18 protein-coding genes are annotated in these 20250 nt (G+C 61.9%); 9 read left to right on the top strand and 9 right to left on the bottom strand.

The window, feature by feature from the left end:
* Window positions 1–31: 31 nt before the first annotated feature.
* The gene (locus AC4BCN_RS06130; RefSeq protein WP_490492802.1) at window positions 32–1186 is read right to left on the bottom strand and encodes a hypothetical protein; all 1155 of its coding nucleotides are present in this window, start codon (window positions 1184–1186) and stop codon (window positions 32–34) included.
* A 205-nt stretch (window positions 1187–1391) separates the two neighbouring features.
* Here AC4BCN_RS06130 and AC4BCN_RS06125 point away from each other — a divergent pair, with 205 nt between their 5' ends.
* From AC4BCN_RS06125 to yacG, 6 genes are all read left to right on the top strand, one after another.
* A complete protein-coding gene (locus AC4BCN_RS06125; protein ID WP_490492801.1) occupies window positions 1392–2864 on the top strand; it encodes a DHA2 family efflux MFS transporter permease subunit in 1473 nt (490 codons plus the stop codon).
* 73 nt (window positions 2865–2937) lie between these two features.
* Entirely contained in the window at window positions 2938–4134 is a 1197-nt protein-coding gene (locus AC4BCN_RS06120; RefSeq protein WP_490492800.1) for a type II secretion system F family protein, read from the top strand.
* Window positions 4135–4239: 105 nt separating this feature from the next.
* Entirely contained in the window at window positions 4240–5109 is an 870-nt protein-coding gene (locus AC4BCN_RS06115) for a prepilin peptidase (protein WP_490493580.1), read from the top strand.
* A gap of 33 nt (window positions 5110–5142) precedes the next feature.
* On the top strand, window positions 5143–5790 hold the full coding sequence (gene coaE, locus AC4BCN_RS06110; RefSeq protein ID WP_490492799.1) for a dephospho-CoA kinase: 648 nt from the start codon (window positions 5143–5145) through the stop codon (window positions 5788–5790).
* 62 nt (window positions 5791–5852) lie between these two features.
* A complete protein-coding gene (zapD, locus tag AC4BCN_RS06105) occupies window positions 5853–6608 on the top strand; it encodes a cell division protein ZapD (protein WP_490492798.1) in 756 nt (251 codons plus the stop codon).
* Window positions 6609–6626: 18 nt separating this feature from the next.
* A complete protein-coding gene (yacG, locus tag AC4BCN_RS06100; RefSeq protein ID WP_490493579.1) occupies window positions 6627–6818 on the top strand; it encodes a DNA gyrase inhibitor YacG in 192 nt (63 codons plus the stop codon).
* 13 nt (window positions 6819–6831) lie between these two features.
* Here the strand turns inward: yacG and AC4BCN_RS06095 are convergent, their stop codons facing one another.
* From AC4BCN_RS06095 to secA, 6 genes are all read right to left on the bottom strand, one after another.
* Window positions 6832–7254 (bottom strand): PIN domain-containing protein, encoded by a 423-nt coding sequence (locus AC4BCN_RS06095; RefSeq protein WP_490492797.1) that lies wholly within the window; start codon window positions 7252–7254, stop codon window positions 6832–6834.
* Window positions 7255–7260: 6 nt separating this feature from the next.
* Entirely contained in the window at window positions 7261–7470 is a 210-nt protein-coding gene (locus AC4BCN_RS06090; RefSeq protein ID WP_128141369.1) for a FitA-like ribbon-helix-helix domain-containing protein, read from the bottom strand.
* Between the two features lie 119 nt (window positions 7471–7589).
* The gene (locus AC4BCN_RS06085) at window positions 7590–8012 is read right to left on the bottom strand and encodes an NUDIX domain-containing protein (protein ID WP_490492796.1); all 423 of its coding nucleotides are present in this window, start codon (window positions 8010–8012) and stop codon (window positions 7590–7592) included.
* A complete protein-coding gene (locus AC4BCN_RS06080) occupies window positions 8009–8890 on the bottom strand; it encodes an ATP-binding protein (protein ID WP_490492795.1) in 882 nt (293 codons plus the stop codon). Before AC4BCN_RS06080 ends, AC4BCN_RS06085 begins: the two co-directional genes overlap by 4 nt.
* Window positions 8887–10125 (bottom strand): bifunctional glutamate N-acetyltransferase/amino-acid acetyltransferase ArgJ, encoded by a 1239-nt coding sequence (gene argJ, locus AC4BCN_RS06075; RefSeq protein ID WP_490492794.1) that lies wholly within the window; start codon window positions 10123–10125, stop codon window positions 8887–8889. The genes AC4BCN_RS06080 and argJ overlap by 4 nt, the downstream gene beginning before the upstream one ends.
* Before the next feature lie 155 nt (window positions 10126–10280).
* On the bottom strand, window positions 10281–13049 hold the full coding sequence (secA, locus tag AC4BCN_RS06070; protein ID WP_070305649.1) for a preprotein translocase subunit SecA: 2769 nt from the start codon (window positions 13047–13049) through the stop codon (window positions 10281–10283).
* Between the two features lie 279 nt (window positions 13050–13328).
* Here secA and AC4BCN_RS06065 point away from each other — a divergent pair, with 279 nt between their 5' ends.
* Window positions 13329–13838: a DciA family protein gene (locus AC4BCN_RS06065; RefSeq protein WP_456148542.1), complete on the top strand. Its 510-nt coding sequence runs from the start codon at window positions 13329–13331 to the stop codon at window positions 13836–13838.
* Between the two features lie 129 nt (window positions 13839–13967).
* Here the strand turns inward: AC4BCN_RS06065 and lpxC are convergent, their stop codons facing one another.
* Window positions 13968–14903, bottom strand: coding sequence for a UDP-3-O-acyl-N-acetylglucosamine deacetylase (gene lpxC / locus AC4BCN_RS06060; RefSeq protein WP_128141365.1), 936 nt, complete (start codon window positions 14901–14903; stop codon window positions 13968–13970).
* Window positions 14904–14953: 50 nt separating this feature from the next.
* A complete protein-coding gene (locus tag AC4BCN_RS06055; protein ID WP_034748837.1) occupies window positions 14954–15796 on the bottom strand; it encodes a DMT family transporter in 843 nt (280 codons plus the stop codon).
* A 303-nt stretch (window positions 15797–16099) separates the two neighbouring features.
* Here AC4BCN_RS06055 and nosZ point away from each other — a divergent pair, with 303 nt between their 5' ends.
* Both nosZ and AC4BCN_RS06045 read left to right on the top strand, forming a co-directional pair.
* A complete protein-coding gene (nosZ, locus tag AC4BCN_RS06050; RefSeq protein WP_490492793.1) occupies window positions 16100–18013 on the top strand; it encodes a TAT-dependent nitrous-oxide reductase in 1914 nt (637 codons plus the stop codon).
* A 53-nt stretch (window positions 18014–18066) separates the two neighbouring features.
* On the top strand, window positions 18067–20244 hold the full coding sequence (locus AC4BCN_RS06045; RefSeq protein ID WP_485879197.1) for a 4Fe-4S binding protein: 2178 nt from the start codon (window positions 18067–18069) through the stop codon (window positions 20242–20244).
* Window positions 20245–20250 lie beyond the last annotated feature (6 nt).

Raw genomic sequence — 20250 nt, 5'->3', positions numbered from 1 at the left:
CTACTCACACAGGCACGTGGAACGGCACCCCTTAATTTTTCAGGCACGCGCCCATATACGAGCGGTCGGTCGAGAATTCGACCGCCATGCTCGACGACACCGGCATGAACATCGAATAATCCGCCGGTACGTCGGCCGGGTCCTTGAACACGGCGATGCCATCGAAATCGACGGCTTGCGCGCCCAGGCCCAGCTTGTTGATGGTGATGGTTTCCGCATGCGTCTTGCCGGCGGTGTTGTTGGTGATGGTGGCGGTGCTGCCGGCCACAACGATCTTCGCGCTGATGCCCGGCGCCGCGCAGGCGTAGCTGCCGGCGATTTCGGCGCCGATCTTTTGCTGTTTGGCGGCCACGATGGTGCCCACGCGCAGCACGTTCTGCTGGTTGCGACTGTAGCGATCGATGAACAGCGCCAGCCCCCGGTCCCCTGCGTGCGCGTGGACGATGCCGAAGTCCTGGTCACCCTGGCGGGCAATGATCAGGCCACGCGCCGCATCACGGACCAAAGTCAGGCTGACGTTTTCCGCTTCCAGCTGCGGCGCTACCGCGGAGCACACGCCTTGCGCATTGAACATGCCGCCATTGCACAGTTGCGCGCTGCCATCGGCCGCCACCTTGAGGCTGCCTTTCGGATTGAAACGGTCGCCGCCATCCGATGCATTGCGCATGGCGCCCAGGAAGATATAGTTGCCGGCCAGCTTGGCCACGTCCGTGACGGCATAGCCGGTGCCGCTGACGTTGGAATGCATGTTGCCCAGTTTCACGGTCCCCGTCAGCAGGCGCGTGCGCGCGTCGACGGTGACGCTGAAATCCGTTTCCGTGTAGGTGGTGAGATGGCCGGTGGTGGTGGCGCTGAACGTGCCGCTGCGGTCGACCAGGCCGAACTGCGTCGACAACACGCGGATGGCGTAGGTTTTCTTCGCGCTGTCGAACGTGATGCGCCACGTGTCGCCGATATCGGCCGCCACGTCATACACCGTCTCGTCCGCGTTGGCGCCGGCGATCACGGTCAGGCCAGCCTGCTTGGCCGCGACCGCTTGCGCCACGGCGACGCTGTCAGCGGGGTCGGCGACGGGCGTGACCACGATGGGCGGCGTGACCGGTGCTGCCGGCGTGCCGCCATCGCTGCCGCCACCGCATGCGGACAGGGCCGCGCCCAGGACAAGGAAGGTAAGTGCATTTTTCATGTGGTGTGACTTTCGGGGAAAAAGAGGGGAGCTGCCGGAAAACACATGCTAGCCGTGCCCGCAATCTATTGCCATGGAACAAATGTTCCATGGACTCTGCCCCCGGCAAGCTGCCAAAATGAACGGCGTGGGCGGCACGCCTGCGCCATTTATGTGACAATTCGTCGTACTGTCGGCTCCGTTTTTCCTCCTCAGGCTCGCATCCATGACCAGTTCCCCGATTAAAAGCTACCTTCCCTGGGTGGTCGCCACCGCCCTGTTCATGGAGCAACTCGACTCCACCATCGTCAACACCGCCATCCCCGCCATGGCCGCCAGCCTGAACGTGACGCCGCTGAGCCTGAAAGCCGTCGTCACCAGCTACATCCTGAGCCTGGCCGTGTGCATTCCCATCAGCGGCTGGATGGCCGACCGCTTCGGCACGCGGCGCGTGTTTTCCGCCGCCGTTGCCATCTTTACCATCGCGTCCATCCTGTGCGGCCTGTCCGTGAATGCCCCCATGCTGGTGGCCGCGCGCCTGCTGCAAGGGGTGGGCGCGGCCATGATGATGCCGGTGGGCAGGCTCACCATCATCCGCACCTTTCCCAAGTCGCAATTGCTGGCAGCCATGAATTTCGTCATCATCCCCGCCCTGATCGGCCCCCTGCTAGGGCCTACCGTTGGCGGGCTGATCGTGCACTGGCTGTCGTGGCGCGAGATTTTCTTCGTCAACGTGCCTGTCGGCCTGGTGGCGCTGTACCTCGCGCACCGCTACATGCCCGATTACTATGGCGACAAGCCGCGTCCGCTGGACCTGATCGGCCTGGTCCTGTTCGGCACGGGCATCGCACTGCTGTCGTGGCTGCTGGAAATCTTCGGCGAACACCGCATCGACGGCACCTCGTTTGCCGTGCTGCTGTTCATTTCCATCAGCCTGCTGGCCGCGTATGCCTGGCATTCAAGCGAGGTGCTGCACCCGCTGCTGCGCCTGACCCTGTTCAAGATCCGCACCTTCCGCGTCTCCGTGGTGGGCGGCTTCGTCACGCGCCTGGGCGTGGGCGGCCTGCCCTTTCTGTTGCCGCTGCTGTACCAGTTGGGCCTGGGCTTGCCCGCCTGGCAGTCGGGCTTGCTGATGATGCCGTCGGCCGCGGCCGCCATGGGCATGAAATTCATTTCCGCGCGCGTGCTGGCCCGCTTCGGCTACCGCCAGGTACTGATCGTCAACACGGTGCTGATCGGCGTCACCATCGCCATGTTTTCGCAGGTAAGTGTGGGCACACCCCTGTACGTGATCGTTGCCATCAGCCTGTGCATGGGCTTTTTCAATTCGCTGCAGTTTTCCAGCATGAATACCATCGCGTATGCCGACGTCGACAAGGCCGATTCCAGCATGGCCAGCACCATCGCCAGCTCGATGCAGCAATTGTCGATGAGCTTTGGCCTCGCCTTCGGTTCGCTGATCACGGGCTGGTACCTGGGCGACATGCCGCAGTCGGACCGCGCCATGCTCAGCACGGCCCTGCACCATACCTTCCTGACCCTGGCCGCGCTGACGGTGCTGTCTTCGCTGACCTTCTGGACCTTGCGCCGCGACGATGGCGAAAGCATCAGCAAGGGCACGGACAGCGACGAGGACGATGCGGCCGACGTGAAGGCCCAGGCCGTTGTGCAGACGGAAGTGCAAACCAAGAAAGGCTGAGCCACATCAAGTTTGCCACCAGCGCCGCTGGCGCTTTGGCCCGGCGCTGCTACCGTGACGGCAGGAGGTGCACATGGCGGCCGAGCGGCGCTTTGCGTGGAAGGGCACGGACCGCCATGGCAAGGCGGTCGATGGCATCTTGCGCGCGGCCGACGCCACCACGGCCAAGGCCGCGCTCAGACGCCAGGGCATCCTTGCCAGCAAGGTAAAAGCCCCGCGCGCCGCGCCCGGCAAAGCCATCACGCGCAAGGATATCGCCCTGTTCACGCGTCAGTTGTCGACCATGATGGCGGCAGGCGTGCCGCTGCTGCACGCCTTTGACATCGCCGGCAAGGGGCATGCCAAACCCGCCGTCACGGAGTTGATGCACGACTTGCGCCACGACATCGAAGCGGGCAGCAGCCTGCAGCAGGCATTCCGCCAGTTCCCCCTGCTGTTTGACGAACTGTATTGCAACCTGCTGGCGGCGGGCGAACAGGCGGGCATCGTGCAGGAATTGCTGGCGCGCCTGGCCACGCACCAGGAAAAGGCCATCGCCCTGCGGCGGCAGGTGCGCGGTGCGCTGATGTATCCGCTGGTCATCGTGCTCGTCGCCATCGTCGTCACGGCCATCATCATGAGCGTGGTCGTGCCAGCGTTCCGCCAGGTCTTCGACAGCTTCGGCGCGCCCTTGCCGCTGCCCACCCTCGTCGTCATGGGCGTGTCCGCCTTCCTGGTGCGCTACTGGCTGGCATTGCTGGCAGCGCTCGCGCTCGTTTGCGTCATGCTGCACCTGGCCTGGCGCCGCTGGCCCGCATTGCGGCGCAACACACAACTGCGGGCGCTGCGCCTGCCCGTGTTCGGCCCGCTTTTGCGCAAGGCGGCGATCGCCCGCTGGACGCGCACCCTGGCCGCCATGTTCGCCGCCGGCGTGCCGCTGCTCGACTCGCTCGGCCTGGTGGGCGCCGCCTCCGGCCACGCGCTGTACCAGGAAGCGACAACGCGCATCGAGCGCGAAATCCGCGCCGGCGGCAGCCTGGCCCTGGCCATGGAACACAGCGCCGTGTTTCCCCCGCTGCTCACGCAACTGGCCCTGATCGGCGAGGAATCGGGCGCCCTCGACGCCATGCTGTCGCGCGCGGCCGACATCCTCGAGGCCGACATCGACGTCACCGTGACCACGCTCTCGGCTCTGCTGGAACCGGCGCTGATGGTGGTGCTGGGCGTGCTCGTCGGTTCGCTCGTGATCGCCTTGTATTTGCCGATTTTCAAGCTGGGCGCCGTGATTTGACCATACACCGTCGCAAAACGTCCCCATGCGCTAGCAGATGTTTTACACTGCGGCAGTGCCAGGCAATGTTTGCGCGGCAACATCATCACCTCAGACAACTCCACCATGCTGCAAGATACCCTGCTGTTCGCCGCGCCCGGCAATCTGCCCGTCGCCCTCGTCGCCGCCCTGTTCGGCCTGATCGTCGGCAGCTTCCTCAACGTGGTGATCCACCGCGTGCCGAAAATGATGCAGCGCGACTCCGATAATTACGTAGCGGAAGAAAGCGGCTTGCCCTTGCCGCACACGGACCGCTACAACCTGATGCTGCCACACTCGAACTGCACCGCCTGCGGCCACCGCATCACGGCCATGGAAAACATCCCCGTCATCAGCTACCTGCTGCTGCGTGGCAAGTGCAGCGCCTGCAAGACGCCGATCTCCGTGCGCTACCCGCTCGTCGAGCTGCTGACGGGCGCGCTGTCGGCCCTGTTGATCTGGCACTTCGGCAGCGGCTGGACGGGCCTGGCCACGCTCCTGTTTGCGTATTTGCTGATCGCCATGACCTTCATCGATGCCGATACGCAAATGCTGCCCGACGACCTCACCTTCCCCCTGCTGTGGGCAGGCTTGCTGGTCAATATCAACGGCACTTTCGTGCCCCTGCAAGAGGCCGTCATCGGCGCGGCCGCCGGCTACCTGGCCTTGTGGGCCGTGTACTGGGCCTTCAAGCTGGCGACAGGCAAGGAGGGAATGGGCTATGGTGACTTCAAATTGCTGGCGGCGCTCGGTGCGTGGCTGGGCTGGACCATGCTGCCGACGATCATCTTGTTGTCATCACTGGTGGGCGCCGTGGTCGGCATCGGCCTGATCGTGTTTGCCAAGCGCGGGCGCGACAAACCGATCCCGTTCGGCCCCTACCTGGCGGCGGCGGGCCTGATCGCGCTGCTGTACGGCGCGCCCCTGTCGCGGCTTACACTGGGCCTGACCGGCTGACCGGCGCAGCACTGCGCCCCTATGGATAAATACATGCAACGACAAAACGCCCCTTATTTCAGCGTCGGTCTCACCGGCGGCATCGGTTGCGGCAAGAGCACGGTGGCCGACATGTTCGCCGCGCGCGGCGCCTCCATCGTCGACACCGACCAGATCGCCCACAGCCTGACGGCGCCCAATGGGGCCGCCATGCCGGCCCTGGTGGCGGAATTTGGCGCCAGCTACGCTGATGCGCGCGGCGCCCTCGACCGCAGCAAAATGCGCAAGCTCGTGTTTTCCGACGCTGCCGCCAAGGCGAAACTGGAAGCCATCCTGCACCCGCGCATCCGCCAGGCCACCCTGGCGGCGGCCGAAGCAGCGACGGGCAGCTATGTGATCTTTGCCGTCCCCCTGTTGGTCGAGTCCGGCGGCTGGGTGGAGCGAGTCAACCGGGTACTGGTCATCGATTGCCTTGAAAGCCTGCAAGTGTCGCGCGTGATGGCGCGCAATGGCTTATCGGAAGAACAAGTCAAAGCCATCATGGCCACGCAGGCCACGCGCGCCATGCGCCTGGCGGCGGCGGACGATGTGATCGACAACAATGGCGATTTGGCCGCCCTGGCACCGCAGATTGCCCAGTTGCACGATTTATATCTGGCATTTTCAAAAAGAATGGCTGGAATGGCCCCGCAACGTTTGTAATTTGTCGACGCTTGGTTCAAAATCACGGGATTGTTTGCAGGTCCTTACTTAAGGGAATTATTTTGATTGTCTACGAATACCCTTTCAACGAACGCATACGTACCTTGTTGCGGCTGGAAGACCTGTACGACAAATTCAAGTTCTTCATCCAGCAAGAGCATGCAATGCAGCACCATGTTGCCTTGGCAACTATTTTCGATATGCTCGAAGTGGCCGGCCGCGCCGACCTGAAGTCCGACCTGCTGCAAGAACTCGAGCGCCAGCGCCAGAGCCTGCTCGGTTACCGCAGCAATCCAAATGTGGAACCGGAAACCCTCGACGCCATCCTCGGTGAACTCGACAGTGTCAGCGGTGCCCTGGTGGCGGCGCAAGGCAAGACGGGGCAGAATATCCGCGACAATGAATGGCTGATGAGCATCCGCGGCCGCACCATCATCCCGGGGGGCGCCTGTGAATTCGACTTGCCGTCGTATTTTGCCTGGCAAAAACGCAGCTCCGAGCAGCGCCTGAGCGATATCCACGCGTGGTTCGCCCCGCTGGCGCCCCTGTTCGATGCGCTGGCACTCGTCTTGCGCCTGCTGCGCGATTCCGGCGGACCCGTTAAACTGATCGCCAATGGCGGCAGCTACCAGCAAATGCTGCAAGGCAAGGTGTACCAGATGCTGCGCCTGAGCCTCGATGAAAACAGCGGCGCCATCCCGGAAATTTCCGCAAACAAATACATGCTGTGGGTACGCTTCACTACCCAGGGCGGCGACTTGAAACCCAAGCCGCTGGAAGAAGATGTCCCGTTCGAGCTCACGCTCTGTAATTTTTAACTGTTACTTATTTGCCCCATCATGACCGTCGTTAACTGCCCTACCTGTGCCGCCAAAGTCGAATGGACTGAAGCCAATAAATTCCGCCCCTTCTGCTCGGAACGCTGCAAGCAGATCGACCTGGGTGCCTGGGCCGAAGAAAAATACACGATCCCCGCCGCCGACCCGTTCGAAGATCCCATTGCGGACGAGAACAACAAACCCCAGTAAGCATCAATGAGCCTCAACTAAACGGATTTTCCAGGCGCAGCCCTTGCGCCGTAAAACTGTCGAGCCTGCCACTGACCACCGTCAAGCCATAGGCGATGCCCATCGCCGCGATCTGCCCATCGACGCCATGCGCGTGGCCGCGGCCATGCAGGCGCGCGCACACGAGGGCACAATCGAGGTCGAATTCCAGCAGCCGCGGCGCATACTCCGCCAGCACGGCTTCCAGCCAGCCTTCCAGCGCCAGTGCCTCCAGCGCCGCTTCGCGCCGCCAGCAGCACTGTATGCCTGCGCGCAATTGCGCGATTACCTGCACCGGCACATAGCGCGCCTCGGGCGTCACACGCTCGAAAAAATCCGCGACACCTGGTGGCGCAGCATTGCCCTTGCGCGCTGCAACGATCACATCCGTGTCGACCAGGTAGGCGGGCATAGGCATGGCGCATCAGGGGCGGCGCTCGAAATCCACGTCCAGCCCCACGTCGGGCATGCTGCGCAAAATATCGTCGAGCGGACGCTTCGGCAGCGGCCGCAAGGCGCTGCGCAAGATGTCGCGGTGCTCGTCCTCGATGCTGCGCCCATGCGCGCGGGCACGCTTGTGCAAGGCGGCAATCAGCAATTCATCGGTATCGGTAAAGGTCAGTGTCAGCGGCATGCGAGGCTCCCGGTGCGTGATGAAAGCACTGTAGCGCAAAGCGCCGACTATACAAGGAGAGTCACAGGAAAGCTTGCGCCAGCACGCAGCATGCTGCTGCCCGCTGGCACAAGTGGAGATCAGGCAGGTGCCAGCGATTCCCGGCGCACCTCGTCCAGCCATTCCAGCAGGGGAATGGTGGCCGGCAGCAAGGGTTCCACGCCGACCGTGCCCTGCCAGGCGAACGCCTGCCCTTCCAGGCTTTGCGGCTCGCCCCGCCATTCGCGGCTGATATAGAAATGCAGCCGCACATGGGCGTGCGGATACACATATTCGACGCCGCACCAGGCTTCGGCACTGTCGATATGCAAGCCCAGTTCCTCGACAAACTCGCGTTTCAAGGCGTCAAAAATGGCTTCGCCCGGTTCGACTTTACCGCCAGGAAATTCCCAATAGCCGTCATACGGCTTGCCGGCCGGACGCTGGCCCAGCAGTACGTCGCCATTCGGCTTCATCAGGATGCCGACGGCGACGTCGACCGGTTTGATTTTCACTTCACTCATTGCGGCAACTTTCCCGCAGGAAGTTTCCCCGCATAATCGCGCGCGAATTGCCAGGCGACACGGCCCGAACGGGAACCGCGCTGCAAGGCCCAGCGCAAGGCGTCGCCGCGCGCTGCCGCGATCTGCTCCGGCGTGCAGCCGAACGAAGCGAGCCAGTGCGCAGCGATATCGAGGTAATCATCCTGCTTGAACGGGTAGAACGACAGCCACAGGCCGAAGCGTTCGGACAGCGAGATTTTCTCTTCCACCGTCTCGCCCGGATGCAGATCGCCATCGTCGTCCGTCTTGTAGCTCGTGTTGTCCGACATCCGTTCCGGCATCAGGTGACGGCGGTTCGAGGTGGCGTATATCAGCACATTGTCCGATTGCGCGGCGATGCTGCCGTCGAGCGCCACTTTCAGCGCCTTGTAGCCGCTTTCGCCTTCTTCGAACGACAGGTCGTCACAAAAGATGATGAAGCGCTCGGGGCGCGCCGCCACCAAGTCGACGATGTCGGGCAGGTCGGCCAGGTCCGCCTTGTCCACTTCGATCAGGCGCAGGCCCTGGTCGGCGAACTGGTTCAAACAAGCCTTGATCAGCGACGACTTGCCCGTGCCGCGCGCGCCCGTCAGCAGCACGTTGTTGGCTGGACGGTTAGCGACGAACTGGCGCGTGTTCTGCTCGATCTGCGCTTTTTGCGTGCCGATGTTGTGCAAATCATCCAAGGCGATGGACGACACATGGGCCACGGCCTGCAAATAAGGAAGCGCGCCCTGGCGCCAGCGCCAGCGGAAGGCAAAGCTGTTCCAGTCGGTGGCCGGCAAGGCCGGCGGCAAGATCGACTCGAGGCGCGCCAGTACCCGCTCGGCGCGGATCAGGAATTGATCGAGGCCGGTCATGAGCGGTAGTCGGCGTTGATCGACACGTAGTCATGCGACAGATCGCACGTCCACAGGGTGGCCGTGGCATCGCCGCGCGCCAGCTTGACGCGGATGGTGATTTCGCTTTGCTGCATCACGCGCTGGCCATCCTGTTCCTGGTAGTCGGGGTTGCGGCCGCCATTCTTGGCCACCCATACGTCGTCCAGGTACAGGTTCAGCTGGCCCACGTCCAGATCGTCCACGCCCGCATAGCCGATGGCGGCCAGGATGCGGCCCAGGTTCGGATCGGACGCGAAGAAGGCCGTTTTCACCAGCGGCGAATGGGCGATGGAATAGGCGATCTTGCGGCACTCTTCCACGTTGCGGCCGTCTTCCACGGTCACGGTCATGAACTTGGTCGCGCCTTCGCCGTCGCGCACGATGGCTTGTGCCAGGAAGGTCGACAGTTCGGTAACGGCCGCGGCCAGTTCCGTATAGTGCGGCGAATCGATGGAATCGATGACCAGGCTGCCGGCGCCCGTGGCCACCAGCATGAACGAGTCATTGGTGGACGTGTCGCCGTCGATGGTGATGCAGTTGAACGATTTGTCGGCCGCCTGTTTCACCAACTGGTCCAGCACCGGTTGCGCCACGGTGGCGTCGAACGCGAGGAAACCGAGCATGGTGGCCATGTTCGGCTTGATCATGCCGGCGCCCTTGCTGATGCCCGTCAGGGTAACCGCGTGGCCACCAATGGTGACCGTGCGCGAGCCGGCTTTCGGCTGCGTGTCGGTGGTCATGATGGCTTCGGCGGCCGAGAACCAGTTATCCGAGGTCAGCGCGGCCACGGCTTGCGGCAAGCCGGCGACCAGGCGCTGCACGGGCAAGGGTTCCAGGATCACGCCCGTGGAAAACGGCAAAATCTGCTGCGGCGTGCAGCCCAACAGCTCGGCCAGCGCGGCGCAGCTGGCCTGCGCGTCGGCCAGGCCCGATTCGCCCGTGCCCGCATTCGCGTTGCCCGTGTTGACCAGCAGCGCGCGGATCGGCGCGGCGCCGGCCGTCACGGCCGCCAGGTTGGCTTTCGAGATTTGCACGGGCGCGGCGCAGAAGCGGTTCAAGGTAAACACGCCGGCCACGGTGGCCGTCGGCGCCAGTTTCAATACCAGCAAATCCTTGCGGTTGGGTTTCTTGATGCCGGCTTCGGCAACACCGATTTCAATGCCGGCGACGGCTTTCAAGTCGGCGGCGACGGGCTTGGGAGAATTGACGGCCATGGTGAGTTCTTCTGCGAGGGAAAATGGAAGCGCTATTGTAGCGCCTTCGCGGCGCCGGTGAACATGCGTGCCCACACATGCGTGCCCGCAAATTGAAAAGGCATAAAAAAACGGAGACCGCGGTCTCCGTTTTTTGCTCAGGCTGTCAAACCGCCTTATGCCAGCTTGCCGTGGCAAGCTTTGTATTTTTTACCGCTGCCGCATGGGCATGGGTCGTTGCGGCCCACTTTGACGCCCATGCTCACGCTCATGTCGTCGACGTTGTCCATGTTGCCGCCGGCCGCAGGCGCCAGCAGTTCTTCCGGCGCCGCGTTCGGGTCGAATTCGGCGTGCTGGTAGTGCACGTTTTCCACGTGCGACTGCTGCATCGCCTGTTCGGCCGCATCGACTTCTTCGCGCGACTGGATACGTACCGTCATCACGTGTTTCGTGACGTCGTTCTTGATCATGTCGAGCATCTGGCCAAACAGTTCAAACGCTTCGCGCTTGTATTCCTGTTTCGGGTTCTTCTGCGCATAGCCGCGCAGGTGAATACCCTGACGCAGGTGATCGAGCGCCGCCAGGTGTTCGCGCCAGTGGCTGTCCACGCTTTGCAGCATGACATTGCGCTCGAAGCCGCCAAACGATTCCTTGCCGACGATGTCGATCTTCGACTGGTACACGGCATCGGCCGCGGCCAGCACTTTTTCCAGGATCTCTTCGTCCGTCAGGGTCGAATCGGCTTCCAGCAATTGCTGCAACGGCAAGTCGAGCTGCCATTCGCTGGCCAGGGTGTTTTCCAGGCCCTTGATATCCCACTGCTCTTCCACCGATTCGTGCGGCACGTACTCGTGCACCAGGTCGGTAAACACGCCGTGGCGCAGCGAGCCGATCATCTCGGAAATATCGGTCGTTTCCAGCAGCTCGTTACGCTGCTGGTAGATGACCTTGCGCTGGTCGTTGGCGACGTCATCGTATTCCAGCAATTGCTTGCGGATGTCGAAGTTGCGCGCTTCGACTTTGCGCTGGGCCGATTCGATCGAACGCGAGACGATGCCTGCCTCGATCGGTTCGCCTTCCGGCATTTTCAAACGGTCCATCACGGCGCGCACGCGGTCGCCGGCGAAGATGCGCAGCAGCGCGTCGTCGAGCGACAGGTAGAAACGCGACGAACCCGGATCGCCCTGGCGGCCGGCACGGCCACGCAGCTGATTGTCGACGCGGCGCGATTCGTGGCGTTCGGTGCCGATGATGTGCAAGCCGCCCGCATTGACCACGTGGTCGTGCAGTGATTGCCATTCATCGCGCAAAGTCTGCGACTGGGCTGCCTTGTCGGCGTCGCTCAGTTCAGCATTGGCTTCGATGAACTTGATCTGGTTCTCGACGTTACCGCCCAATACGATGTCCGTACCGCGACCGGCCATGTTGGTGGCGATGGTGATGGCTTTCGGACGGCCTGCCTGGGCGATGATTTCCGCTTCGCGCGCATGCTGCTTCGCGTTCAGCACGTTGTGCGGCAAACCGGCCTTGGTCAGGATGCCCGACAGCAGTTCCGAGTTTTCGATCGAGGTCGTACCGACCAGCACGGGCTGGCCGCGCTCGTAGCAGTCGCGGATGTCGTTCAACATCGCGTTGTATTTTTCCGCCGACGATTTGTAGACCTGATCCTGGCGGTCCTTGCGCTGCAGCGGACGGTTTTGCGGGATCACGACCGTTTCCAGGCCGTAGATTTCCTGGAATTCGTACGCTTCGGTATCGGCCGTACCCGTCATGCCGGCCAGCTTGGCGTACATGCGAAAGTAGTTCTGGAAGGTGATCGAGGCCAGGGTCTGGTTCTCGTTCTGGATCTTGACGCCTTCTTTCGCTTCGACAGCCTGGTGCAAGCCATCGGACCAGCGGCGGCCCGTCATCAGACGGCCCGTGAATTCATCGACGATCACCACTTCATTGTTCTGCACCACGTAGTGCTGATCCTTGAAGTACAGCGCATGCGCGCGCAGGGCCGCATACAGGTGGTGCACGAGGGTGATGTTGGCCGAATCGTACAGCGACGCGCCTTCCGGCAGCAGGCCCATTTCCATCAGGATGCCTTCGGCCTTTTCGTGGCCGGCTTCCGTCAGCAGCACCTGGTGCGCTTTTTCATCCTTGGTGTAGTCGCCCGGCACTTCAACCTTGCCCTTGCCGTCCGGCGTTTCTTCGCCGATCTGCAGGGTCAGGCGCGCAGGCACTTCATTGATCTTGTGATACAGGTCCGTATGGTTCTCGGCCTGGCCCGAAATGATCAGCGGCGTACGCGCTTCATCGATCAGGATCGAGTCGACTTCATCGACGATGCCGAAGTTCAGGCTGCGCTGCACGCGTTCGCGCGCTTCGTAGACCATATTGTCGCGCAAGAAGTCGAAACCGAATTCATTGTTCGTGCCATAGGTGATGTCGGAGTTGTACGCCTGCTGCTTGGCGCTGTGCTCCATTTGCGACATGTTCACGCCAGTCGACAGGCCCAGCCATGCATACAGGCGGCCCATGGTCTCGGCATCGCGCTGCGCCAGATAATCATTGACGGTGACGATATGCACGCCCTTGCCCGACAGGGCATTCAGGTAGGCGGGCAAGGTTGCCATCAGGGTCTTGCCCTCGCCCGTGCCCATCTCCGCGATCTTACCGAAATGCAAGACCATGCCGCCGATCATCTGCACGTCGAAATGGCGCATGCGCAGGACGCGCTTGCTGGCCTCGCGGCAGACGGCAAATGCTTCCGGCAACAAGGCATCGAGCGATTCGCCAGCGGCGATGCGTTCCTTGAAGGCAGGCGTCTTCGCTTGCAGCTCGGCATCCGACAGCTTTTCGATGGCCGGCTCGAGCGCATTGATCTCGCGTACCGTTTTTTGGTATTGCTTGAGCAGCCGCTGGTTGCGGCTACCGAAAATCTGGGTCAGTAATGACATGCTTGAATTCTTGAAAAAACGCCGTTAAAAAAAGCTCGGTAGGGAACAACGAGGTAGGTATCGCGTCACCGCACGGAGTTCGACTATGGCAAAAGACGATGATTTTATCATGCGTTCCCGACATGGTTGGGGTAATGCGCCATATAACAATAGCTTAATGACAAACAAATGGCAGAAATTGCGGACATTTTCCATACTGTAAGGCAATACGGCCAGCCCGCCTGCGCCGCACCCGCGGCAGCACTCGTCATGCGCGGGCGAGTGTGCTATGTTTCGGCCATGCGAACTCCCACTTACTCTCCGGCGCCGCGCCGCGGCTACGGCTTCGCCCGTTCCGGCCCGGCCGTCACGGGCGCAACCGATTTTCTGCGCGGCAACGCGACGATGGCCTCATTGATGCCCACCGTCACGCGCCTGGCCGCCCTGCAAAAAGACTGCGCCAAGGCCCTGCCGGCGATGTTCGAGCATTGCGACATCCTGCAATTCGAGGGCGGCCAACTGGTGCTGGCCACGCCGAACGCGGCGCTGGCGGCCAAGCTCAAGCAGCAATTGCCGAAGTTGCAAGGGGAATTGGAAAGAAAGGGCTGGCAGATTTCAAGCATCAAGCTGAAAGTGCAAGTCATCAAGAGCATCGCGCCCATCGTGCATACGCGGGCGCTGGTCTTGCCGGAAAAAGCCATGTCGGCCCTGGAAGAGCTGAGCACGGCCCTGCCCGCGTCGAAGCAGAACGAGCAATTGATCGCGGCGCTGCGCAACATGGTGCGCCACCACCGCGAACCGCGGGACTGAGAATAACGGCGCTAAATTAACGCATATCGCGCAGGTCGGATTAGGCCCTTCAGGCCGTAATCCGACAACACCACGATCAGTCCCAACATGGTTGTCGGATTACGCGGGGCGTCGCCCCGCTCATCCGACCTACGTCAGCGACCACTCGCGCTCCATCTGGCGTAAGTAGGATTGCGGCGCCGCCTCATTCGTGGCGAACGAGACGATTTCATACGCATCGGGCTGCTCCAGCAGCGCCAGCAGCAGCTGGTTGTTCAGCGCGTGGCCCGACTTGTGCGCCGTGTAGTAGGCGAGCAAGGGGTGACCCACCAGGTACAGGTCGCCGATGGCGTCGAGGATCTTGTGGCGCACGAACTCGTCTTCATAGCGCAAGCCGTCCGCGTTGAGGATGCGGTATTCGTCCATGACGATGGCGTTTTCCAGAGAACCGCCACGGGCCAGGCCCATGCCGCGCAAGCTTTCCACGTCCTGCATGAAACCGAAGGTGCGTGCGCGGGCCACATCGTGCACGTACGACACGTCGCCGAAATCGACGGAAGCACGCTGCATCGTGCCATCGACGGCCGGGTGATTGAATTCGATGAAGAAATCGAGCTTGAAGCCGTCGTACGGCGACAAACGCGCCCATTTCTCCGCGTCGCCCTTGCCGTGACGCACTTCCACGGGCTTGATGACCTTGATGAATTTTTTCGCCGCCTGCTGCTCTTCCACGCCAGCCTGCTGCAGCAGGTAGACGAAGGACGAGGCGGAACCGTCCATGATGGGAATTTCTTCCGCATTCACGTCGATATACATATTGTCGATCCCCAGGCCCGCCGCCGCCGACATCAGATGTTCCACGGTAGACACCCTGGCGCCATCCTTGATCAGCACGGAAGCCATGCGCGTGTCGCCCACGGCCATGGCGCTGGCGGGAAACTCGACGATGGGATCGAGGTCGATGCGGCGAAACACGATGCCCGTGTCGATCGCGGCAGGACGCAGGATCAGCTCGACCTTGGTGCCGGAATGCAAACCGACACCGATGGTGCGGACCTGTTGTTTGATAGTGCGTTGTTTTAACATGGCACGATTATATCCAGTTGCGGCGTGGAATGCTGACCGGCAAAGAAATGCTAGGGATGCTCACTTTCCACATGCACGGCCTCTCGCCGCACCAGGTAGATGCCGCTGGCGATAATGATCGCCGCGCCAAGCAAGGTATAGCGATCCGGCAGCGCCTGCCACAGCAGCCAGTCTATCGCCACGCCCCAGGCCAGCGCCGTGTACTCGAACGGCGCCACGATTGACGCCTTGCCGGTGCTGAAGGCCTTGGTGATCGCCAACTGCCCAAAGAAGCCTGACAGCGCCAGCACCATCAAGATCGAGCCATGTTCGGCACGCACAGGCACCCAGATATTCCACGCCAGCGTTACTGCGCCAATCGACATCAGCGTCAGCAGCCAGAACATCATCGCCTCGGTGCTGTCGGTGCGCGCCAGCACGCGCGCGCTGATGGCAGACACGGCGTAGCAGGCAGCTGCCACCAGAATCGCCAGCCCGCCCAGCGACAGGAAGCCGGTGCCTTCGGGGCGCAGCACCACCAGCACGCCCAGCAGGCCGACGCCAATCGCCACCCACTGCCCGCGGCCCACGTGCTCCTTCAGCACCCACACCGAGAGCGCCGTGATCAAAGCCGGCGCGATGAAGAAGATCGAATATGCCTCGGCCAGCGACAGCGACTTCAGCCCGAAGGCAAAGGTGGTCAGCATGGCGATGCCGAGTGCGGCGCGCAACAGGTGCATTGGCCAGCGTATGCGGAAGATGCCCTTGAACGCACCGCGGTACAGCATGTAGCCGCACAGCAGTGGCAACGAACTGAGCGAGCGCATCGCCGTGACCTGCGTGGCGGGATAATGGGCAGACAGCAGCTTCATGGCGGTATCCATGCACGAGAACATGGCTACCGCAATCAGCATCGCATAGATGCTGTGCAGATTTTCTTGACGAGAAGACAGGGAAAGCTCCTTGACGACCGGTCCGAGGCGGACCACTGGGAACGTCATTATGGCGACGTCCGGAGCCAGCACAGCGGAGGCGCTGCCGGGATTGATTATAGCAAGCCGGCCAGCTCATCAGGGGCGACGACGAAAACAGTGCCTGGATCAAGTACTGCCGCAATCGCGGCGGCGTTGCCTGAAATGCTTGATCCACGTCATCGTTTTTTTAAAAGATGCATGTAAAATGCTTGTTTATAATTTTGCAACGATGGAGAACGAGAGATGGACAGCAAGAAGATAGATACCACCAACGACACGCCGTCGAGCCGCCGCGGCTTTCTCGGCAAGAGCGCCGCACTGGGCCTGGCAGGCGTCACGCTGGGCCTGGCCGGCTGCAAGGAGGAAGCTGCCGCCGGCGGCAAGAGCGCTGCCGCACCGGCCGCACACCACGGCACCGAGATCGCGCCAGGCCAGCTGGACGACTACTATGCTTTCATCAGTTCCGGCCATTCGGGCGAAGCGCGGGTGCTCGGCCTGCCTTCCGGGCGCACGCTCAAGCGCATCCCAGTGTTCAACGTCGATTGCATGGTCGGCTGGGGTATTACCAATGAATCGAAAGCCATCATCGGCACCAAGCCCGACGGCACGCTGAAATACATCACCGGCGACACCCACCACGTCCACGGCAGCTACAAGAACGGCACGTATGACGGCCGCTGGCTGTTCATCAACGACAAGCTGCATTCACGCGTGGCGCGCATCCGCATGGACACCATGGAATGCGACAAGATCACCGAACTGCCGAATGTGGCCGGCTTCCACGGCCTGTTCCCTGACAAGCGCGATCCGGTCGACCAGAAGATTGACTACACCACCCGCGTGTTCTGCGGCGCCGAATTCCATATCCCGCTGCCAAACGACGGCCGCGACCTGGACAATCCGGAAAAGTGGGGTGCGTTGTTCAGCTGCGTCAGCGCAGAGACCATGGAAGTGATGTGGCAGGTGCGCGTTGACGGCAATATGGATCTGTGCGCCACCTCGTACGACGGCAAGCTGGCCGCCTGCAACCAGTACAACGTGGAAAACGCCGCCGACCTGAACGGCATGATGGCGGCCGAGCGCGATGCCTGCGTGTTCCTGCATATCGAACGCGTCGAGGCCCAGGTCAAGGCAGGCAAGTTCACCACCATCGGCAGTTCCAAGGTCCCCGTGGTCGATGGCCGCAAAGCTGCCAACGCCGATCCGAAAAGCGCGATCTCGCTGTACGTCCCGGTCAGCAAGAACCCGCATGGCGTCAACGCCAGCCCGGACGGAAAATACTTCGTCTGCTCCGGCAAGCTGTCGCCGACCGCCACCGTGATTGAATTGAGCAAGGTGCTGCAGTGGTTCGACGGTAACGTCAAGGATCCGCGCGACACCGTGGTGGCCGAACCGGAAATCGGCCTCGGCCCGCTGCACACCGCCTTCGACGGCAGGGGCAACGCCTATACCTCGCTGTTCCTCGACAGCCAAGCCGTCAAATGGAATGTGGATGCAGCCATTGCCCAGTTCAAGGGCGACAAAAACGCCAAGGTCATCATCGAGAAGCTGGACGTGCACTACCAGCCGGGCCATAACTACTCATCGATGGGTGAGACCAGGGAAGCTGACGGCAAATACCTCAACTCCGGCAACAAGTTCTCCAAGGACCGCTTCCTGCCAGTCGGCCCGCTGCATCCTGAAACCGAACAGTTGGTGGACATCAGCGGCGCCAGCATGAAGCTGATAGCCGATCACACTGCCTACCCGGAACCGCACGATGGCATTATCGTGCGCCGCGACGTGGTCAAGACGCGCCAGATCCACACCATGACCGACTTCCCGAATGCCGTCACGCCGGAAAACGCCGGCATCGAGCGCAAGGGCAACAAGGTGCATGTGCGTCTGATGTCGCAAGCGCCGGCGTTCAGCATGCCGGTCATCAAGGTCAAAAAAGGCGATGAAGTCACGCTCACCCTGACCAACTACGACAAGGTCGAAGATTTGACCCACGGTTGCGCCATCCCGACCTACAACATCAACTTTATCGTCAATCCGCAGGAAACCAAGTCGGTCACTTTCAAGGCCGATCACGCCGGTGCGTTCTGGTTGTATTGCACGCACTTCTGCCACGCCCTGCATCTGGAAATGCGTAGCCGTTTCCTGGTTGAAGCCTGAGTTGTCCCGCAAGTCCATGCCGGCTGATGCGTCAGCCGGCATGGCATATTCTCATGACGACTACTTTAAAAACCTTGTTCAATTCGCTGGCGTCGTGCTTGATGTTACTGGCTATGCTCGCGCCGCCCATCGCCGCCGCCAACATCTACGACGCTGAACTTTCCTCCGAACTGTTGCACGGCGCCGACCTGTGCGCGCATGCCGCCTGCCGCGACGTGATGCCGCAAGCGCAGCGCTTCTCGCAGCGCATGGGTTCTCCACGCTATGTGCAAGCGCTGGACGCCGGCGGCAAGCTCGTTGGCTACGTTTTCCTGTCAACCGACGTGGTGGACATTCCCGCCTATTCCGGCAAGCCGGTCATTACACTGATCGGCATGGACACCGCAGGCATCATTACCGGCGTGCGCGTGATCAAGCATTCCGAACCGATCCTGCTGGCCGGCATACCGGAATCGGCGCTGCTCAAGTTCATCGGACAATATGTCGGCCTGCGCGGTGACGCCAGGCTGGAAATTGGCCGTGGCGGCGATGGCAGCGTGGGATTGGACGCGATCAGCGGCGCCACCGTGACGGCCATCGCCGAGAACCAGGTAATTTCCCGCAGCGCCTATGAGATCGGCCGCCAGGTCGGCATCTTCACTGCGGCGGCGCGGCCGCCAGCCCGCTTCACGCCGCTCGACGAGCGCCTCAACTGGGGCAAGCTGGCCGACGAGGGCTCGGTCGGCCGCCTGACGATCGCCGCGCGCGAAGTCGGCGCCGACAGCGCACGCGGCGACTACATCGATCTCTACTTCGGCTACCTCAACACGCCGACGCTGGGCAACAGCCTGCTGGGCGAGGACAACTACCAGCGCCTGATGCGCGACCTCAAGCCGGACGAGCATGCGATCTTCGTCATCGCCAACGGCCAGACCTCGTTCAAGGGCTCGGGCTTTGTGCGCGGCGGCATCTACGACCGCATCCAGGTGCGGCAAGATCCTGAAACCTACACCTTCCGCGATACCGACTATCTCAATCTGTATCACCTGCAGCCCGGCGATGTGCCCCAATACCGCGAATCGGGCATCTTCATCGTCCGCTCGAAACACTTCAATCCGGCGTGGCCTTGGACGCTGACGCTGCTGGTCAATCAGTTGGACGCCAAGGGCGCCAAGACCTTCACCCACTACGACCAGACATACTGGCTGCCGGCCCGCTATCTGGAAGGCGGCCATCCGAAAGTGGTGACGGCGCGCCCGGCGTGGCAAAACATCTGGCTGGACCGGATTCCGCAAATCGGCTTCTTCGTCGCCACCCTGTTGTTTACCGCCATCTGGTACGCACGACGCGACCGGCTGGTGCGTGCATCGACGCGCAAGCACAAGCCTTTGATCAGCTGGCCGCGGCTGGTTCTATGGATCATCAGCGCCGGCTTCATCGGTTTCTACCTGAAGGCGCAGCCCAGCATCACGCAGATCATGACCTGGCTCCATTCGCTGATCCATCAATGGCGCTGGGAGCTGTTCCTGTCCGATCCCTTCATCTTCCTGTTCTGGTGGTTCATCATCATCACGGTGCTGATCTGGGGACGCGGCCTGTTCTGCGGCTGGTTATGTCCATTCGGCTCGCTGCAGCACCTGATGCTGAAACTCGGTTCCGCCATCGGCCTGAAACGCTGGCAGAAACTGCTGCCAAAACCACTGCACGACAAGCTGCGCTGGCTGAAGTACGTCATCTTCTTCGGCCTGATCGGCGTATCCCTGTTCTCAATGGAGACGGCCGAACATCTGGCCGAAATCGAACCCTTCAAGACCACTTTCCTGGTCGGCGTATGGAACCGGAGCTGGCCATTCTGGCTCTTTATCGGCGCCATTCTGGGCCTGTCGCTGTTCAGCGAGCGCCCCTACTGCAAATACCTGTGCCCGATGGGCGCGGGCCTGGCGCTGCCCGGCAAGTTCCGTCTGTTCGGTCTGAAGCGCAAGGCAGAATGCACCAGCTGCCACGCCTGCGCCGCCGGTTGCGGCTCGCACGCCATCGACAGCCAAGGCAAAATCGATCAGATGGAATGCATGCTGTGCCTGGACTGCATGGTGATGTACTACGACGATCACGCCTGTCCACCCCTGGTGAAAGAGCGCAAGCGGCGCGCTGCCAAGGGCGAAGCGCTGACGCGTATCGGCGCCGACGGCTACTTCCTTACGCTCGACAGCTTGCGCTCAACGCTGCCGTCGCAAGGCAAGGAAGACGCATGAGGCTGG

Source organism: Janthinobacterium sp. Bl 1, assembly GCF_058215535.1.
This window is presented reverse-complemented; position numbering and strand designations above follow the sequence as displayed.

What these genes read in the sequence shown, in the direction of transcription:
- AC4BCN_RS06130 (WP_490492802.1), bottom strand. Translation starts at nt 1,186, where the DNA reads ATGAAAAATGCACTTACCTTCCTTGTCCTGGGCGCGGCCCTGTCCGCA.
- AC4BCN_RS06125 (WP_490492801.1), top strand. Translation starts at nt 1,392, where the DNA reads ATGACCAGTTCCCCGATTAAAAGCTACCTTCCCTGGGTGGTCGCCACC.
- AC4BCN_RS06120 (WP_490492800.1), top strand. Translation starts at nt 2,938, where the DNA reads ATGGCGGCCGAGCGGCGCTTTGCGTGGAAGGGCACGGACCGCCATGGC.
- AC4BCN_RS06115 (WP_490493580.1), top strand. Translation starts at nt 4,240, where the DNA reads ATGCTGCAAGATACCCTGCTGTTCGCCGCGCCCGGCAATCTGCCCGTC.
- coaE (WP_490492799.1), top strand. Translation starts at nt 5,143, where the DNA reads ATGCAACGACAAAACGCCCCTTATTTCAGCGTCGGTCTCACCGGCGGC.
- AC4BCN_RS06095 (WP_490492797.1), bottom strand. Translation starts at nt 7,254, where the DNA reads ATGCCTATGCCCGCCTACCTGGTCGACACGGATGTGATCGTTGCAGCG.
- AC4BCN_RS06090 (WP_128141369.1), bottom strand. Translation starts at nt 7,470, where the DNA reads ATGCCGCTGACACTGACCTTTACCGATACCGATGAATTGCTGATTGCC.
- AC4BCN_RS06085 (WP_490492796.1), bottom strand. Translation starts at nt 8,012, where the DNA reads ATGAGTGAAGTGAAAATCAAACCGGTCGACGTCGCCGTCGGCATCCTG.
- AC4BCN_RS06080 (WP_490492795.1), bottom strand. Translation starts at nt 8,890, where the DNA reads ATGACCGGCCTCGATCAATTCCTGATCCGCGCCGAGCGGGTACTGGCG.
- argJ (WP_490492794.1), bottom strand. Translation starts at nt 10,125, where the DNA reads ATGGCCGTCAATTCTCCCAAGCCCGTCGCCGCCGACTTGAAAGCCGTC.
- secA (WP_070305649.1), bottom strand. Translation starts at nt 13,049, where the DNA reads ATGTCATTACTGACCCAGATTTTCGGTAGCCGCAACCAGCGGCTGCTC.
- AC4BCN_RS06065 (WP_456148542.1), top strand. Translation starts at nt 13,329, where the DNA reads ATGCGAACTCCCACTTACTCTCCGGCGCCGCGCCGCGGCTACGGCTTC.
- lpxC (WP_128141365.1), bottom strand. Translation starts at nt 14,903, where the DNA reads ATGTTAAAACAACGCACTATCAAACAACAGGTCCGCACCATCGGTGTC.
- AC4BCN_RS06055 (WP_034748837.1), bottom strand. Translation starts at nt 15,796, where the DNA reads ATGCTGATTGCGGTAGCCATGTTCTCGTGCATGGATACCGCCATGAAG.
- nosZ (WP_490492793.1), top strand. Translation starts at nt 16,100, where the DNA reads ATGGACAGCAAGAAGATAGATACCACCAACGACACGCCGTCGAGCCGC.
- AC4BCN_RS06045 (WP_485879197.1), top strand. Translation starts at nt 18,067, where the DNA reads ATGACGACTACTTTAAAAACCTTGTTCAATTCGCTGGCGTCGTGCTTG.